Here is a 17,415-nt window from a genome sequence, read left to right as displayed (position 1 = left end):
CTGAAGCAGACAGTCTTGGAGAATTTGCATTAACTTCATCTTAGAAACAAATTTCAACTGCCATAAGTCTTAATTTTAAACATTTTATCAAATTGCTAGCATTACTTTAAGTTACTAATATGTTAAGCTGAGTATAATTAGATAAATCATAAGTAGTATATATTACTAATATTCATCTAGTTTACAAAGTAAGCAATCATATTTGTAATACTAGTAATATCTCTGACTAAAGTTAACACCTTAAAGTAACTAGGATGGGTTCCCGCAGATGAAATCCCCACCTTCTTCAAATTCTTGGATTGGTCGCTTCGTAGGTGATAACGAGCGATACCGTTTAGAAAAACGGTTAGGCGGGGGTGGCATGGGAGATGTCTTCCTGGCAACAGATACCCGTGTAGGTCAGCAGGTAGCGTTGAAGTTGCTCAAAGATACGCTGGTGGCATCACAAGAAATGAGAAAGCGTTTTGAGCGGGAAGTGGCAGTTTGTGCTGCTTTGCAAAGCGACCATATCGTTAAGATTAGTGATTGTGGATTCACCCCGGAAGGCTTTCCATTTTACGTAATGGAATATTTGCGCGGGCAAACGCTCAGACAATTACTGCTACGCGAAAAGCGGCTATCTGTTGAGCGGACAGTGAAAATTATGGCGCAAGTTTGCAAAGGTCTACAGCTTGCCCATCAAGGTGTTACTCTCCAACGGGAGGGTGGAAAAAGCACTGAGCATATTCAGGTAGTTCATCGTGACCTGAAACCAGATAATATATTTTTAGTGCCTACAGATTTGGGTGAGTGGGTCAAGGTTTTGGATTTTGGTGTTGCCAAAATTCGGAGTGAATCTTCAGAAAATGCCAATATTACAAATATTACCAGTACCTTTATTGGTACGTTTCGTTATGCGCCTCCTGAGCAAATCCAAAGCGATAAAAACCTGGACGCAAGGGGTGATATTTACAGTTTAGGGATTATTCTTTATGAAATGCTGAGTGCCGCCGATCCCTTTGGTATCAGCATTAAGGGTAGTCATGTCAGCGAGGCTTCTTGGGTATTAGCTCATGCTTATGAGCCACCGAAACCACTGCGATCGCAACCTGGTTGCGAGCATTTGCCCGTACAATTGGAAGCTGTGGTGATGAAATGCCTCCACAAAAACCCCGCTAACCGATTTGCAACGGTAGAAGAACTCAATCTTGCTTTGCAAGCAGCTGCCAAATTTGCCCCCGGACAGGCTACCGGGCAACCGCAACCTTCCTACAATCAAGGTTCAAATCACGAAACTGTTCCCAGACAATCGAGTGACGAAACTGTTCTGCGTCCTCCATCTGGATATAATCAAGGTTCAAATCACGAAACTGTTCCCAGACAATCGAGCGACGACACTATTCTGCGTCCTCCATCTGGATATAATCAAGGTTCAAATCACGAAACTGTTCCCAGACCGTTTAACCCGATTCTGCAAAACCAATCTGAGGAAACAGTTTCTCCCCTTCAGCCTAGATACAACCAAGGTTCAAATAACGAAACCGTTCCAAGGCAGTTTAACCCAGTTGAGCAAAATCAACAGAGTCCTGTGAATAATCCAAACACCAGTAAACCGGACGTGACCTTGTATCAACCACGATCTGCGTCTAATCAAGGCGGACAACAAGTGCCACCAGATAAGACGTTATATCAACCGCGATCGGGTTCTAATCAAAGCGGACAACAAGTACCACCAGATAAAACGTTGTTTCAACCGCGACCTGGTTCTAATCAAAGCGGACAACAAGTGCCACCAGATAAAACGTTGTTTCAACCGCGACCTGGTTCTAATCAAGGCGGGCAACAAGTGCCACCAGATAAAACTTTATATCAACCACGACCTGATTCTAATCAAGGCAGACAACAAGTACCACAAGATGTAACGTTGTATCAACCACGACATGTATCTCATCAAAACGGACAACAAGTGCGAACGGATGATACTATTTACCAACCAAAGCTAAATGAGCAGCTAGCTACAAGAATCACTCCCAATTTTTTGCGAATCTTGGGAGTAGTCTTGGCCATTGGATTGGCCTTAGCATTGGTGGCTTATATATATACTCAACTTCAATCTCGTAAAGAGCCAAGTAACCAGCAAGGTTTACCTAATAGCGATCGCCTTCAGAACTAACCCTACCGGAGAAGACCGTACTGCCTCCTCCAGTGAGTGTTATTTTAACTACTTACTAGTTCCTGCCAAATACACTGCCAAGGGCACGCGCCATATTTTGCGGTTGCATTGCATCCATTGCGGCGGTGGGTTCGTAGCCGCAGTGAACCATACAATCGGCACACTTGGGATTACCACTCTTCTGGCCGTATTGACTCCAATCAGTTTGTGCCAGTAATTCCTTGAAGGTAGAGTAATAACCTTCGTTCAGCAAATAGCAAGGTTTTTGCCAACCGAGAACGCTATAGCTAGGGCTACCCCAAGGCGTGCATTCGTAGTCCTTCTCACCAGTGAGAAAATCTAGGAACAGTGGATTGTGATTAAAGTTCCAGCTTTTTTCACCAGCTTTGTAAGGAGCCAGAATTTGCCGGAAGAGGGTGCGGGTTTGTTCGCGGTGGAGAAAATGATCTTGATCTGGTGCCCACTCGTAACTGTAGCCGGGAGAAATCATCATCCCGTCAGTATTTAGGGTTTCCAAAAAGTCGAAGAACTCCTGCATATCTTTAGGTTCAGTCCCCTCAAAGATAGTGGTGTTAGTGGTGACACGAAAGCCTTTAGCTTTAGCCGCACGAATGGCTTTGACAGCAATATCAAAAACACCTTGGCGATCGACACAGCGATCGTGCAACTCGCGCATTCCATCTAAATGCACGCTAAAAGTCAGGTAAGGGGAAGGTTGAAACTTATCCAGACTTTTTTCTAACAACAAACCATTGGTACACAAGTAAATATATTTCTTGCGCTCAATTAATCCCTGAACAATCTCATCGATCTGGGGATGTAGCAGAGGTTCTCCCCCAGGAATTGAGACAACCGGTGCGCCACATTCTTCCACTGCGGTAAAGCACTGTTCTGGGGTGAGATTTTGCTTTAAAATTTCCTTGGGATGTTGGATTTTACCACAACCAGTACAGGCTAGATTACAGCGAAAAAGAGGTTCCAACATCAATACTAAGGGGAAGCGTTTACGTCCTTTCAAACGCTGAGTAACCAGATACTTCCCGATATCCATAGCTTGTTGTATATTAACTGCCATTGTTGCGATCGCTCCTCTTTATATATCTAAAAACACTACAGTAGGGGCGCACATCGGTGCTACTTGATTGCGTATTGCATCCCCACGTGAATCGTTATATTTTTCATTTCACATAGCCCTGAGCAACAAACCAATCCACAGCATCTTTGAGCGCTGCTTTCAACGAAGATTGAGGTAGACCCAACTCTCGTACAGCCTTAGCAGCATCATAATACATAGGCTGTTTCGCCATCCGCACGCCATCCAATGGCACTGAGGGCGATTTCCCCAAGGGGGCGAGAATCTTTTCATCAACCCAGGCAACACTAAGGGGCAACCAAGCGGGTACTGTTCGTTGAGGTGCTATCAAACCTGCAATCTCGGCAAGTTGTTCGAGTAGTTCTTTGAGACTTAAATTTTGATGACCTAAGATATAGCGATCGCCTGACTTCCCCCGTTGCAAAGCCAGTAAATGCCCCCACGCCACATCCCGCACATCGATAAAATTCAGACCAGTATCTAAATAAAAGGGCATTTGCCGTCGTAAAAACCGTAAGATTATATCACCTGTCGGAGTAGGTTTGATATCCAACGCTCCAATGGGGCTGCTAGGATTGACAATAACTACCTCTTGACCTCTAGCAACAGCTTGCATGGCTTCAAGTTCCGCCAGAAACTTAGACTTTTTGTAGTCACCCACCAACTTTTCTAAGGGACTCTGATGTGTTTCATCGACCACTTGACCAAACGATCCTACCCCAATAGCTGCTACTGAACTAGTATAAACGGTACGCTCAATTCCAGCTTTGCTAGCTGCTGCTAACACATTGCGCGTACCCAGAACATTGTTGTGGTGAAGTAACTCTCGGTCTGTTTGCCACAGAGAATAATGGGCTGCAACGTGAAATAGGTATTGACAACCTCTCATCTGTTGCCAGAGATTTGGATCGTTCAAATCGCCTTTGATAATTTCCACATCCAAACCGCGGAGATTTTCCAGGTTGCTGCTTGAGCGGACTAGCGCTTTGACATCATATCCTTGTTGTAAGAGCAACCGTACCAAGTGGGCACCAATAAAACCCGTACCCCCTGTAACAAAAACTGGCATCAAGCTGTCCCTCTCTTTTTAAATCGGGGAAACCAATCATCTAAAACGGTGTAGACTACCGGCACGACAATTAAGCTGAGGATAGTTGAAGTTACGAGTCCACCAGCGATCGCTACAGCCATAGGCGATCGCAATTCCGAACCAGCACCCAAACCTAATGCGATCGGTAGCATTCCCAAAATAGTGGAGGCGGTAGTCATCATAATTGGTCTGAGGCGCACTATTCCTGTGTTCAGGATCGCCTCGGTGCGTTCTGTACCAGCATTGCGTAACTGGTTGATATAATCCACAAGCAAGATGGCATTTTTATTGGCCAGCCCCAGCAAAAAGACGAAACCAATCAATGAGATCATACCAAAATCGCTCTTGGTAATCAGTAATGCCAACATTGCCCCCACCAGTGCTAAAGGTAAAGAGACACCAATCACCAGAGGGTCTACCCAGGTTTTGAACAGCAAAAATAGTACCACAACAATACACAGGGCAGATAAAGCCAAAGTACTGCCGAAACTGCTAAAAACTTCACCTTGGTTAGCAGAGTCTCCTCCTAAATCTAAGGAAACGTTAGAGGGTAACACCGCCTTTGCTTCCGCTACCACTTTATCAGTAGCATCACCTAAAGATAAATCCTTACCAAGATTCGCACTAACATAAGCAACTCGCTGATTATTCAGCCGCTCGATTTGAACAACCTTACCCTGTGGATTCGTTTCACCTGTAACTGTGACATCAGCAAATCCCGGTAGTCTTTGAATTCTTTCTTTAATTGCCTTGACTGCTTTACTTAAGGCTTGGAGATCGTCACCACTTAAAGCTATTTGCAGAGGTTTTTGACCCCCAGAATCGACAAATTGAATATCTTCTACACTAGTAGTTACCCCAGGAAGGATAGGTAAAGAGGAGCGCAATTGATCTTGTAGTTCTCCAGTTGCGATCGCGCGGTCTTCCTTTAACTTTATATATAGCGTGCCTTTGTTTGGCTCACCCTCACGAGAACCAACAGTAGTAAATACCGTTTCAACTGCTGGTGATTTTCTGACTACATCTTCTAGTTTTTTAGCAACCTGAAGAGAATCGTTTAAGGGATTGGGGATTGGGGATTGGGGATTGGGAATATCGCTTTTTTGTCCTCCTTGTTCCCCTCTACCCAAATCGGGGATACTCGGTAAAGGAGCAGTATAAGCAATATTGAATTCGCCGCGATCGAGTTTGGGAATAAACCCTTTGGGAATTAGTGGAATTAGTGCTATACCTGCGATGAAGCTGAGGACGGCTAATGCGATAACTATCTTCCGGTGATTCAAAGACCAACTCAGCAAGTTTTTGTAAGCTTGGGTAAACGCCACCCAAATTTTTGCTTCTTGACGTGGGGAGAGCGAGGATTTAGGTTTTAACCAGTAAATAGCCAGAACTGGAGATAAAGTCCGAGCAACTAACATAGAAGCAAGCATCGCGGCTGAAACAGTGATGCCGAAAGGCTTGAAAAACTGCCCAATTACTCCACCCATCAAACCTATGGGTAGAAAAACTGCTACTGCTGTCAAGGTGGCGGCGGTGACTGTTAATCCAATTTCATTGGTTGCTAAAAGCGCTGCTTGACGAGGAGTTTCTCCATCTTCAATGTGTCGCATGATGTTTTCCACATCCACGATCGCATCATCAACAATACTCCCAATCACCAAAGCTAAAGCTAACAGCGTAATGGTTTCTAAGTTGAAACCGAAAATTGCCATGACGATAAATGTCGCCAATAAAGACGTAGGAATTGCCAGTGCAGAAATTAGGGTGGCTCGCCAATTCCACAAAAAAGGAAAAATTACCACGATGGACAACAAAACTGCTTCTAGCAAAGCATCGATAGTTGACTGGGTGGCTTGGCGGATATATTTTGCTTGGGTAGCAGCTAAGGTGAGTTTGACATCCTTGAGGGTAGAACGTAGCCTTTGGACTTCTTTTTCAACTCGACTTACTACTTCTAAGGTGTTAGCGCTACCGCGTTTAATTACCTGAAATGCCAGTGCATCTTGGCCGTTAAATCTGACTAATGTTGCGCCTGTTTGGGGGATGGCTGCTGGACTCACATTTGAGGGATTTAGGGGAGTTGCAGTAGCAGCGCCCAACAGTGAGACTTTCAAGACTCCTGGTAGTTTAGCGATCGCACTTACAATCTCGTCTTGTGCCAACTTTGTCAAATCTGTCAGATTTCGCGTGGAACTCTCAATGGCATAGCTAATGGCGGCTGACTCGTTCAGATTCAGAGGAATAATTTTAGAAGTCGCTCCTTGAGGCAAAGTCAACTGTTTGAGGGCAGTTTCCACCTTTTTAGTCGATGTTTCTAAATTCGTACCAACGGCAAAAGAAAGGCTAACGGCTGTTTGACTTGGATAGGTGGATGAGCGGATATTCTCCAGTCCTTCTAGAGAACGGAGGCGTTCTTCCAACGGTTTGGTAAGCTTCGCCTCTGTATCCAGGGCAGTTGTCAGTGGGGCTGTAGCATTCACAACCACCACTGGAAAGGTAATATCTGGAAACAAAGCATACTTGAGAGAACTGAAAGCCAGAATACCAGCTACCGTTACGGCAATCCAAAAACTCACCGTCAGCCACGAAAATTGAATCGCCAATTTGGAAATATTGAAGAGTTCTCGTGCGGATTTGGAGTTATGAAAATTTACCATCTTGGAAAATTATCGTGTGGGTGACACAATTATTTAGCTTAAACTTAAAGTTGCCCCACATCTCACTGCTTCGGGAGTGGGGAGTATGTCACTCATGCTACAGCAATCATCTGGGGTGTCTGACCAGAAAAGGGCAGCATTATTTATTGTCACTTATGATATGGCAAAATTTTGAAACATAGAACTTAGTTCTGTTGAGCATAAGAAATAATTTGGTCGGAGTTTTTGGGAGAGCTAGTGCCTAATTTTTTGTCTATCAACACAATTTTGGTACCTCAAGGAGCAGAATATAAAGCTGTGTGTCGCGGATTAAGGGGCGGAAATGGTTCTATGCCAACGGTAGTAGCCATACCTGTTGGGATGAAGCCTTTGCTCAAATATCTGCAACAAGCACAAGTTCTGGCTCCAAAATCTAGGGTGCTAATTATGGGTATATGTGGCAGCTTAAGCGATCGCTATCCAGTTGGTGATATTGTGCTGTATCAAGATTGTGTTTATCAGGGGAAGCGGCAAGAATGCGATCGCACTTTCACTACTCAATTGCACTCGTATATACCACAAAAAGTATCTTTGGTCAAGTCACTGACAAGCGATCGCGTAATTTGGTCTGCTGCCGAAAAACGCCACTTGGGTGAAACTTTGGCGGCTGATGTCGTTGATATGGAAGGATTTACTGCTCTAGAGTTTTTCAATGCAATTGGAGTTACAGTGGCAATGGTGCGAGTAGTCAGTGACAATTGTCAGCACGATATCCCCAATCTCACATCAGCAATTAACTCTGATGGCTCTCTAAACCCTTTTCCTTTAGCGATGGGAATGCTTCGACAACCCCTTGCTGCTACTCGGCTGATTAGAGGTTCATTAACAGCATTAAAGACATTAGAGCAAGTTACAAATCTGCTCTTTTCTGGCAATCAATTGGGATAATTTGTTGCAAGTACACTTAACGGTGTTTAACTTTTCAGGAATGATTTAGAACTGGTATACGTATTTTAAGAAAGAATTAATATTTTATAATTCGTAATTTTTGAAAAAGAAACACAAATATTTCTTTGTGGTTCCTTTTCTTTTGATATTAAGTAGCTAGGCGCAAATAAATTAAAGTTTGTAGTCGGGACTTTAGTCCTAATAATCCTTGTTTTGAGCGATGAATCGCTTACTACGAACTAGGATTTTATTTTATGTTTAATTACGCCTACCTACTTACATTCAGACGAAAGAATAACTACTGACAGTGTAAGAATAAATACAAGTAAGAATATGCGATAAAAATGCTTTTGCAATAAGTTTTACAGAAACTTTATCGTCATACATATCAAGTAGAAAAGGATATTGGGAAGCATAATATATAGCCTTATCAGGGTTAGGTTCCACGAGAGCTAATTCCACTGGATTGCGAACAAAAAATACTTTTTTGCCGGGATAGCTCGGAACTAATTTGCCAACTTATAAAACAGAATTTATGACGCTAAATCACAAGCTCTACCTGTATTCGTTCCTAGCTAATTTCAGATGGTTTAAGAAAAGTTACACCGCTAAAATCATGTTGGTGGCTTTTTTGGGCACTCATGTACCACTTCTGACCTTACTTTTGAGTTTCGTCATTTCAAACTCCTATTCCTTGGAAATGGCGGTGCAAGTTATGATTGTTGCTCTATTGGCGACGTTAGTGGGTACAGCCGCTACCCTCTATGCGCTAAACCATCTCCTCAAACCGGTCATTTTGACATCTGCGGCATTACAAAACTATCTGAACACCAAAACACTACCTGAGTTACCCACAGAATTTGCTGATGAAGCGGGTACGTTGATGGCGGATACCTCACAAACTCTTCACAAATTAGATGAGTTAATTCACTACATCACTAATTATGACGAACTGACTGGATTGCCCAATCGCGAGCTATTCTGCGATCGCCTCCATCAGATTTTATCCCAACCTGAAAACAACCAACGTCTTATAGCTGTATTTGTGTTAAGCATTGATGATTTCATTGGTATAAGTCATGGGTTAGATCATCAAATAACAAATTTGTTGTTAAGAGCAGTTGCCCAGAGATTATCAACCTGCATAACACAAACAGATATTCTTGCTCATTTTAAAGGAGATGAATTTGCCCTTGCCCGAATCGACATTAATTCTTTGGAAAGTGTAATTAAGTTATCTCAAGTGTTATTGAGTACCCTAAATAAACCCTTTTTTTTAGAGGGTAACTCGATTCATATCACTGCCAGCATCGGCATCACAATTAATAACCTAACCGAGCCTAATACTGTAAATCATGTCTTACAACAGGCTCATATAGCGCTGTACCAGTCAAAGCAGAAAGGGCGGAGCCAATATCAATTCTATTCGCCGGAAATCAATGCTCAGTTGCAGGAGCGACTGACTTTAGAAAAAGAATTACATGGAGCGCTTGAACGTGGCGAAATGCTGGTTTATTATCAACCTCTAATTGAGTTACATAGCGGAAAAGTTACAGCTATGGAAGCCTTGATTCGCTGGCAGCATCCTACATTAGGTTTGGTTTCTCCAGCAAAATTTATTCCCATTGCAGAAACCAATGGTGCGATTGTAGCAATTGGTGAATGGGTCTTACGAACTGCTTGCGTCCAAACCCGTGCTTGGCAGCTTGCAGGATTTACCCCAATTCGGATATCTGTGAATCTGTCATCTCGACAGTTTGAACAACCCTATCTGGTTGAGATCGTCAACCAAATTCTTGAGGAAACTGGACTTGAAGCATCTTCATTGGAACTAGAAGTGACAGAAAGCTTCTTGATGGCTGATATCGATCGTTCAGTTCATATCTTAAAACAATTACGAGAACTGGGTATCTGCTTGGCTCTAGACGATTTTGGTACTGGTTATTCCTCCCTGAATTATTTGAAACGCTTTCCTGTGAATATGCTCAAGATCGATCAGTCATTTGTACAGGATGTCATGTCTAATCCTGATAGCGCCGCCGTCACCGATGCGATTATTGCCCTAGCAAAGAGCCTCCGCTTGAAAATCACAGCAGAGGGTGTGGAAACCCAAGAACAGCTTGAATACTTGCAAATACGTGGATGTGATGAAGGTCAAGGTTACTACTTCAGTCGTCCTGTTCCTGCTGATATGATTGCCCCGATGTTGCAGAAAAGTTCTCAGCAGATGGAGGGAATTGCAGCAGTCAATACCCTTGGTTTAAGGATTTTTGATACTGACAGTACTTACGCAAAATCATGAAAAAACGTAGACACAGAGCGGCTTGCCGCAGGCTACTGCAAAGGACGCAAAGGAATAAGAGTTTCAGAGAGTTATTACGTAAGTCATAAGTGATTTTTAACCTGTAGAGACGCGAAATTGGGCTTCGTCTCGCGGCACTAACGCGTCTCTACTAAGGATTTTGGGCTTAACTGACGATATTAAAATAAAAGGCCATTTATTTTGAAACTGTGGAAAGCTTTGCAACCATCTGAGTCCGAGATGAAACCTCAAGCTTGCGAAACATCCTTTTTAAAGCTTGCTTGACAGAGTTTTCAGTAATCCAAAGTTCAGCACTAATTTCTGCATTTGTTTGTCCTTGAGCCACCAAGGAAGCAATTTGCATTTCACGAGGTGTTAAACGCTTTGTCTGTAATAGTGGTTGTTGTAATCTCGCCATTGCTACCCAAGTAGAAATGTGCAGACAAAGCGCACTCAAATCTGTAAGATTTTGTGAATCAAATGCAGGCATTCCTTGCTGACGGGTAAAACCTACCACACCTACTAACTGCCCATTGCTGACAATTGGCCCTGCCATGACGTGCCAGCGATCGGCACGAGGACAAATCAACCTCCACGTCTTCGGTTCTACTACTAAAGCTTCATGAACAGGGGCATGGTGTTCTAGCAAGTAGCGTGCAACTGGATTGTGTTGGGGTGATAGTGCAATTTGCAGCGCTTTTTGGAGCTTGCTGTTAGCTAGAGGGATTTGAGCAAAGAAAAACAGCCCACCTCGTGTGGCTGAAAAATATTCACTCATTTCTGTCGATATGTGCGATCGCAATGTCTCTCGATCTTTAGCTTGAGCAATTGCATGAAATAGAGCTTGTAACGAGAGTCTCCAACGGAGGCGCACGTTAAAGTATTGTGCGAATAGAGTTTGCTAGTACACAAATGTCCAGCTACGCGGAAAACATGAAAAATCAACCCACGTTAGCCCTTAGTCTTCCCGCAGGATAGGTGGGTTTTATCTCATGTAGTCGTCACTTCTAGTCGCCAAGGCAAGCAAGTAAGCTGAAAATACTTTAATTTGCATCCTCCAAAAAATAAATCTCTTGTGGGGTGGGCATCTTGCCCGCCTTAGCTGTGCAAATTAAATGCACGACAGCTTAATTAGACTTTTTAACCAACCTCTAAGGGAGACACTACGTGCTAACAGTACTGTCTCCCCAACGCCCTGCTTTGATTATAAAAAAGGCAAAAAGAAGAAATTAGACAAGGCTAGGACTATTGAAATAACTACTAATTCAGCAAAGGCAAAAATTGGCGAATTAACCCAATTGTGACTGCTGGTACTTCCAACTGTGGTGTTAACCCCACATCTTCTAACTCTTGAAAAAATCGGATTGCTTGGGGATTCATTTCGGCAAGGCGGCGACCAATTGCTGGCCCGGTAAATTCTGATTTTTGTCCCCAAATAATGGCGGTGGGCGTGGTCAGCTGTTGAATGTAAAGGGATAAATCAAAGCATAAATCGCCACGGACAAAGGAGAGTGCTGCATACTCAGCATTAGGCTGTTGGGCGGATTGTAAATAAGCATCTACGATTTCTTGGTACACTCGATTAGCCTTAGCAAATTGCCGTTGCTCTAAGAAACTGCGAATACCCCCACTGGTGGCCACCCCAGTGCTGTAAATTAAACGGTCAACAATGGGAACGCTGACTAACTGAGCAAAAAAGCTACGCGAATAGTTTTCACCAAAGTCGGAAAGTCCGGCGGGGGTAGTGAGAATTAAAGACTTGAACAAATCAGGATGAGCTGCTGCTACTCGAATTGTAAAGGCTGCGGTCAAAGAAGAAGCGATCGCAGTTACAGAACCTGTACAAGTCTGCTCGATAAACTCCCGAATCGCGGTCAAATAATCGTCAATATTATAATTCCGTTCAGGATGCTCAGACCTACCCCAACCGAGCAAATCGGGCGCAATAACCCGATATTCAGCAGCAAAAGCCGGATAAACTTTTGACCACTCATAAGCAGAAGAACCGCCACCAAAACCGTGCAGGAACACCAAAGTTTCCCGGTCGTCTTTGGCCGTTATATTGTCCTGCCAAAGTGAGCCGGAGGCAGTGTAATATACCATTCTACCTAGTGAGGTATTTATGGAGCGTTGTTCAAAACCTAGTGGTTGAAACATAAGTATTTTTTGCTGATTGTAGTAATTAATTGGATGAGTAACAGAATAGACCTGTGAATGCGGAGACACTGAGAAAGTATTTGATAATTTATTTGCGTTATCGCCTCTTCTTTGGTCATTTCAGAATACTTACCTATTTAGTTCAAGCTCCTCACTCATTGTTATTATCGGCCAACCAATCACTCTAAGACTTCTGGCTACCGTTAGATTAAGTAGATATAAAATTACTGAATTACCTGTAAAGATTCGATGATTTTTTTCACAAGAAAAAGTAACTAAACGTTGTAATTACTGTTATATAAGGGTTTGTCGTGGTAGCAAGGATCGCTCAAGCAGTAATTAAGTATAAGCTTTTATGGTAGTCTATCAAAAAAGTCATAAATAATTTTGAGCATTAACAAGACTCAAAATGCTCATTTATACAAGCTATTAATTCTAGGTCTACATGTAGAAACAGTAGCTTTTGATATATTACTAAATCTAATTATTCTTTAAGCAATTGTAAGGCGGGATGTCATGGTAAAGCAGGCTACTCTTCAATCAAATAAACTACCAGCGATTGAAGACGCTAAATTTGCGCTTGACAAGTTTAATATACAAAATGAAATTAAAGCTGAGGCTTGGGGGGATCGAGGCGAATCAGCCATTGATGCTGTCAGTATGTCCGTACCTACTTGTATCTGTTTAGACTTAGGAGAATTAAAGTGTTTTGAAGCAGTAGAGCGTCAGTATGAAGACTGGGGAGTAATTTTTCACAATTCTCTAGCAATACAACCATCAAATCCAGCATTTCCAAGCTATTTAGGGCTAACAGTCTTAATGGGAGCGCCCAAAAGCGGATTTTTAGAAGCTACTTTTTTACATCCGGTGAACTCGGTTAGCGCCTTAGTGACTAGTTCGCAACGGCTAGTGCTTTCTGCCTACGATCGCGATCGCCAACTCCTCGGTCAAACTGTACTCCCCAGCGCTAATCTTGCCAATTCAGACTCCGCAATTTCCCCCAATACCTTATTATCTATAAATGTGAATAACATCTACAGCGTTACCTTCTGTGCTTTTGATGGTCAATTCACCCTTGACAACTTTCGTTTTTGTCTGTAAAAAAGCCTTTATGCCCTTGCTCTGAACCATTTTAAATGGTATCTTTATTTCCGCCATGTCGTACTAGTCTACTATCCGTCAATAAAAATCGGATATTTTGTAGTTTGGGTCTTCACCCTTTCTTCATTTCTAGTAAAACTTATACAATAAGTAATTTCGTAATCAAGTAGGTAAACACTTTGGCACAGGCTTCATCTTCTTGGCAGCAATTGATCGACCGGATTCCCAACTGGAACTGGTCGCATCCATTGTTCAAGACAAAGGGAGCTACAAAGCAACAAACATTTAAGCGTTTCTCTGGCCCTGGGGGCTTTCTTGGGTTCCTGACAATCATTGTTGCTATGTTGTTATGGAACTGGAAACTGCTATTAGCTCTCTTAATCGGCGTTGGCGTAATGGTATTGGTTTACTCAATGCAGGAGTGGAACTGGCAATTGCACTGGTCTAAGATCCGTAAGTTCTTAAACAGTTCAAATCGTCGGTTAGCTTTAGCAGTCATTAGTGGTGGTCTTGCTACTGTCAGCACTTACATGGCTGCGGCAATTTGGGTTGAATCTCACAGTTCCTGGATTGCTGCTGGTGCTATTGTTCAAGGCGTGGGAACCTTGTTAACTTTAATTTTATTGGTATGGCAATTTGTCAACTTCTATGAAAATCGAGAAGAAGACCACCTCGAGCAGTTGTTGGTCAATTTAACAGACAAAGATCCATTGAAACGCTTGATTGCCCTACGTCAACTAACTAAATTCATCAGCCGTCAGCGAGTTGATTCTTCAGTGCAGCAAGATGTTGCCGAATGCTTGCAACTCTTACTTAGTCGAGAGCAGGAAGTTGCAATCCGAGAGGCAGCTTTTAAGATTTTACAAGTTTGCGATGGTCTCCGACCGACCGGAGACCATCGCCTACAAGTTCTACCACCCAAAACAGCAGCAACTTTCATACCCGTATCAGCAAAAGCCAAGCACCAAGTTTATTAGTTATTTGTCCTTTGTCCTTTGCAAAGAACCAATGACAAATGACAAATGACAAATAACTATTTTCGAGACAGTTGTCCATTGCGAACTTGCACTACCGGATGATTGCACCGCCGCACCAATTGTTCATCATGGGTGGTAACAATTACCGTCGCGCCAAAGGAATTTAATTTCTGGAGAATTTGGATCACTTGCCAGGAATTATCTGGATCGAGATTTCCAGTAGGTTCATCTGCCAATAGCAGTGGTGGTGTTCCAACGATCGCACGAGCAATACTCACTCGCTGTTGCTCTCCTCCAGATAGTTGATCTGGAAAGCAGTCAGCTTTACTCAGCAAACCCACCAACTTTAAAGTTGGTTCTAAACGTCGTTGAATTTCTTTACGGGTATACCCTTGAGCTTGCAGCACAAAAGTCACATTTTCCGCTACTGTTCGTTGGCTAATCAGTTTGTAGTCTTGAAACACAATGCCAATCCGTCGCCGGAATAATGACAAGCGATCGCCCCTTAAACCCGCTATATTACACTCATCAACAATTACTTCTCCCTGTGTAGGCAACTCCTGGGCATACAACATTTTCAAGAGCGTTGATTTACCAGAACCACTTGGCCCTGTGATAAACAGAAATTCTCCCTTTTTTACCTCAAGGCTCGCATTCAACAAGGCGTGAGTGCCGTTAGCATAAGTCTTACTTACAGATTGCAATGCCACCTTTGCAGTAGTCTTGCTAACGGACTGTTGACTTTCACAATCCTCTCTATGAACGGATTTATCTGTCTTAACTTGAGTTGTTAATACTGGCATTGTTAAATTTTCCTCATACCCACAACTAAACAGTTTGTCGGCTTAGATGTGACATACCTCTCAAAAATAAGGATTCCCAGGTTTCGCCTGGGAATTTAAATTTCAACAAAGAAAATTGAAAATTTTTGCAGCCTTTAAGATCGACTAAGTAATAACACTTAGAACTCCCACTCTTGTACAGACGCGATTAATCGCGTCTCTTAACTAATTGCCCCTTTTGCTGTCAAACGATAAACAAACGATTTTACCGCAAACGCTGGCAAAGCCAACATTCGCCGCCAACGCCAAGGCTCTTGATAAAGCCGATACAACCATTCCAAATTATTATTTCCTAACCAGGCGGGAGCGCGAGTTTTAGTTCCCGACCAAATATCAAAACTACCGCCAACGCCAATCCAAATTGCTTGAGGACACAAATGGCGGTTTTCGGCAATCCATAACTCTTGACGTGGTACTCCCAAACCGACAAAAATTACTTGTGGCTGCAATTGAGCGAGAGTTTGTTTCAATTGTGCTTCTTCTTCTGGGGAATGGTAGCCTGAGTGAGTTCCGACTATACTCAAATCGGGAATTTGCTGCTGCCAAAAGTCTGCCGCACTTGAGGCTACTCCAGGCGCTGCTCCATAGAAAAATACCTTTGCTCCTGTCTGCTGTTTCCCAAGTTCTTGCAAAAGTGTTTCTGCCAGTTCAATACCAGGAAAACGCTGCACTTTTTGCCATAATAGCCACCGCAAATACAGAACAACCCCGGCTCCATCTGGAATTACTAGTTCAGCATTTTTAATGATCTGAGCGAGGAATTGATTCTGCTCTGCCTGCATAGTCATTTCTGCATTGAGCGTTACTACATGAATTCCTCTGCCTTGTTGTAGACATTCTAATAACCAGCCTGGATAGTTGGCCATCACATGAACTGGTATTCCCAATACTGAAAATGCTCGATCGCCTTTAGACATAGCCTATTCTTGAGTAATTCTCACACCAGATTTCCTTGAATGTTAAGTTTATCAAATTTTTTATATTAGAACTTCAGCAGCAAAGATTCCCAGTGCCTTGCAATAATAGAAAGCTTGACATCCTCACCACTTTAAACTTGGCTCCACCAACCGATGGTTTTAAAAGTGGGGATTCCTAAGAGTGCTTATACTTGGGCTAAACCAGTGCAAATTTTATTGTTAAGGTGTAATATTCACTGAGTATAAAAAGCTAAACTCGCAACTCTGGTTCGGGAACAGAAGCCCCCACTATACTGCTTGTAGTTGGTGTGGGAGTATGTCACGAAACTCGACTTTATGGTTAAGGTAGTGTAACGGGCTGAAGTTGGCTATGAGTAAAATTCGTATCGCTCTGATTGAAGATCACGATCTAACTCGTGTGGGTATTCGGACAGCGCTAATCCAAAAGGATGAAATTGAAGTTGTAGGTGAAGCTGCCAATGCTGCCGAGGGGCTAAAGATGTTAAAAATGGTACAACCTGATATTGCCATCGTAGATATTGGTTTACCAGATAAAGATGGCATTGAGCTAACACGGGAGGTAAAATCTACTGCTAATGGACAGCAACTAGCTACAAAAGTGTTAATTTTGACGCTGCGGGATAACAAAGAAGCTGTGTTGGCAGCTTTTGCGGCTGGTGCAGACTCTTACTGTATGAAGGATATCAAATTTGATAATTTGCTGGAAGCAGTGAGAGTAACTTACAATGGCAACGCCTGGATCGATCCAGCGATCGCTCGAATTGTATTACAACAAGCGCAACAAAATCCTCAAAAGTTAGAATCGGCTTTTGTAGATACTAAGACTATTGCCTCTAACCCTGATTATGTCGAGAATCTGGAAGGAATTCAACCTTACACCCTGACAGAAAGGGAATTAGAAGTGTTACAGTTGATTGTCGAAGGTTGTAGTAATGCACTAATTGCGGAAAGACTTTACATCACTGTTGGGACTGTAAAAACTCACGTTCGCAATATTTTGAATAAGCTATGTGCCGATGACCGTACCCAAGCAGCAGTCCGGGCCTTGCGCTCTGGGTTAGTTGGGTAAAGGTCTTTTTGATCTAGAGCAATTGAGAACCATCAAGGAGAACTCACAACTTTGAGAAAGTAATATTTTCAAAGTTAATGACTTCTCTGATTTTCTGTGATTTACCAGGT

General features: G+C 42.8%; 13 protein-coding genes. 6 read left to right on the top strand and 7 right to left on the bottom strand.

Features of this window, described 5'->3' with window-relative positions:
- Nucleotides 1-268 precede the first annotated feature (268 nt).
- Complete coding sequence (locus CDG77_RS12525) at nt 269-2,152, top strand: serine/threonine protein kinase (RefSeq protein WP_094329692.1); 1,884 nt, start codon at nt 269-271, stop codon at nt 2,150-2,152.
- 55 nt (nt 2,153-2,207) lie between these two features.
- On the opposite strand, the gene hpnH is transcribed toward CDG77_RS12525, so the two are convergent.
- From hpnH to CDG77_RS12510, 3 genes are all read right to left on the bottom strand, one after another.
- A complete protein-coding gene (hpnH, locus tag CDG77_RS12520) occupies nt 2,208-3,227 on the bottom strand; it encodes an adenosyl-hopene transferase HpnH (protein ID WP_094329691.1) in 1,020 nt (339 codons plus the stop codon).
- Between the two features lie 103 nt (nt 3,228-3,330).
- Nucleotides 3,331-4,314 carry a hopanoid-associated sugar epimerase gene (gene hpnA / locus CDG77_RS12515; protein ID WP_094329690.1) on the bottom strand — a complete coding sequence of 328 codons (984 nt, stop codon included), beginning with the start codon at nt 4,312-4,314 and terminating at the stop codon, nt 3,331-3,333.
- Nucleotides 4,314-6,992, bottom strand: a complete 2,679-nt coding sequence (locus CDG77_RS12510; protein WP_094329689.1) for an efflux RND transporter permease subunit — start codon at nt 6,990-6,992, stop codon at nt 4,314-4,316. The genes hpnA and CDG77_RS12510 overlap by 1 nt, the downstream gene beginning before the upstream one ends.
- Before the next feature lie 237 nt (nt 6,993-7,229).
- Here CDG77_RS12510 and CDG77_RS12505 point away from each other — a divergent pair, with 237 nt between their 5' ends.
- Nucleotides 7,230-7,919, top strand: a complete 690-nt coding sequence (locus CDG77_RS12505; RefSeq protein ID WP_094329688.1) for a 5'-methylthioadenosine/S-adenosylhomocysteine nucleosidase family protein — start codon at nt 7,230-7,232, stop codon at nt 7,917-7,919.
- A 535-nt stretch (nt 7,920-8,454) separates the two neighbouring features.
- Nucleotides 8,455-10,221, top strand: coding sequence for a putative bifunctional diguanylate cyclase/phosphodiesterase (locus CDG77_RS12500; protein ID WP_094329687.1), 1,767 nt, complete (start codon nt 8,455-8,457; stop codon nt 10,219-10,221).
- Between the two features lie 196 nt (nt 10,222-10,417).
- Here the strand turns inward: CDG77_RS12500 and CDG77_RS12495 are convergent, their stop codons facing one another.
- Both CDG77_RS12495 and CDG77_RS12490 read right to left on the bottom strand, forming a co-directional pair.
- Nucleotides 10,418-11,095 (bottom strand): LuxR C-terminal-related transcriptional regulator, encoded by a 678-nt coding sequence (locus CDG77_RS12495; RefSeq protein WP_094329686.1) that lies wholly within the window; start codon nt 11,093-11,095, stop codon nt 10,418-10,420.
- A 386-nt stretch (nt 11,096-11,481) separates the two neighbouring features.
- Entirely contained in the window at nt 11,482-12,378 is an 897-nt protein-coding gene (locus tag CDG77_RS12490; RefSeq protein WP_094329685.1) for an alpha/beta fold hydrolase, read from the bottom strand.
- A gap of 516 nt (nt 12,379-12,894) precedes the next feature.
- Here CDG77_RS12490 and CDG77_RS12485 point away from each other — a divergent pair.
- Both CDG77_RS12485 and CDG77_RS12480 read left to right on the top strand, forming a co-directional pair.
- Nucleotides 12,895-13,479 (top strand): hypothetical protein, encoded by a 585-nt coding sequence (locus CDG77_RS12485; protein WP_094329684.1) that lies wholly within the window; start codon nt 12,895-12,897, stop codon nt 13,477-13,479.
- Nucleotides 13,480-13,658: 179 nt separating this feature from the next.
- On the top strand, nt 13,659-14,456 hold the full coding sequence (locus tag CDG77_RS12480) for an armadillo-type fold-containing protein (protein ID WP_094329683.1): 798 nt from the start codon (nt 13,659-13,661) through the stop codon (nt 14,454-14,456).
- A 56-nt stretch (nt 14,457-14,512) separates the two neighbouring features.
- Here CDG77_RS12480 and ftsE read toward each other — a convergent pair whose 3' ends face one another.
- Both ftsE and CDG77_RS12470 read right to left on the bottom strand, forming a co-directional pair.
- The gene (ftsE, locus tag CDG77_RS12475) at nt 14,513-15,259 is read right to left on the bottom strand and encodes a cell division ATP-binding protein FtsE (RefSeq protein ID WP_094329682.1); all 747 of its coding nucleotides are present in this window, start codon (nt 15,257-15,259) and stop codon (nt 14,513-14,515) included.
- 200 nt (nt 15,260-15,459) lie between these two features.
- Nucleotides 15,460-16,215 (bottom strand): WecB/TagA/CpsF family glycosyltransferase, encoded by a 756-nt coding sequence (locus CDG77_RS12470; RefSeq protein WP_094329681.1) that lies wholly within the window; start codon nt 16,213-16,215, stop codon nt 15,460-15,462.
- A 370-nt stretch (nt 16,216-16,585) separates the two neighbouring features.
- Between CDG77_RS12470 and CDG77_RS12465 the strand changes: the two genes are divergently transcribed.
- A complete protein-coding gene (locus CDG77_RS12465) occupies nt 16,586-17,305 on the top strand; it encodes a response regulator transcription factor (protein ID WP_094329680.1) in 720 nt (239 codons plus the stop codon).
- Nucleotides 17,306-17,415: the final 110 nt, after the last annotated feature.

This window comes from Nostoc sp. 'Peltigera membranacea cyanobiont' 213, from assembly GCF_002245975.1.
Classification (GTDB): Bacteria; Cyanobacteriota; Cyanobacteriia; order Cyanobacteriales; family Nostocaceae; genus Nostoc.
This window is presented reverse-complemented; position numbering and strand designations above follow the sequence as displayed.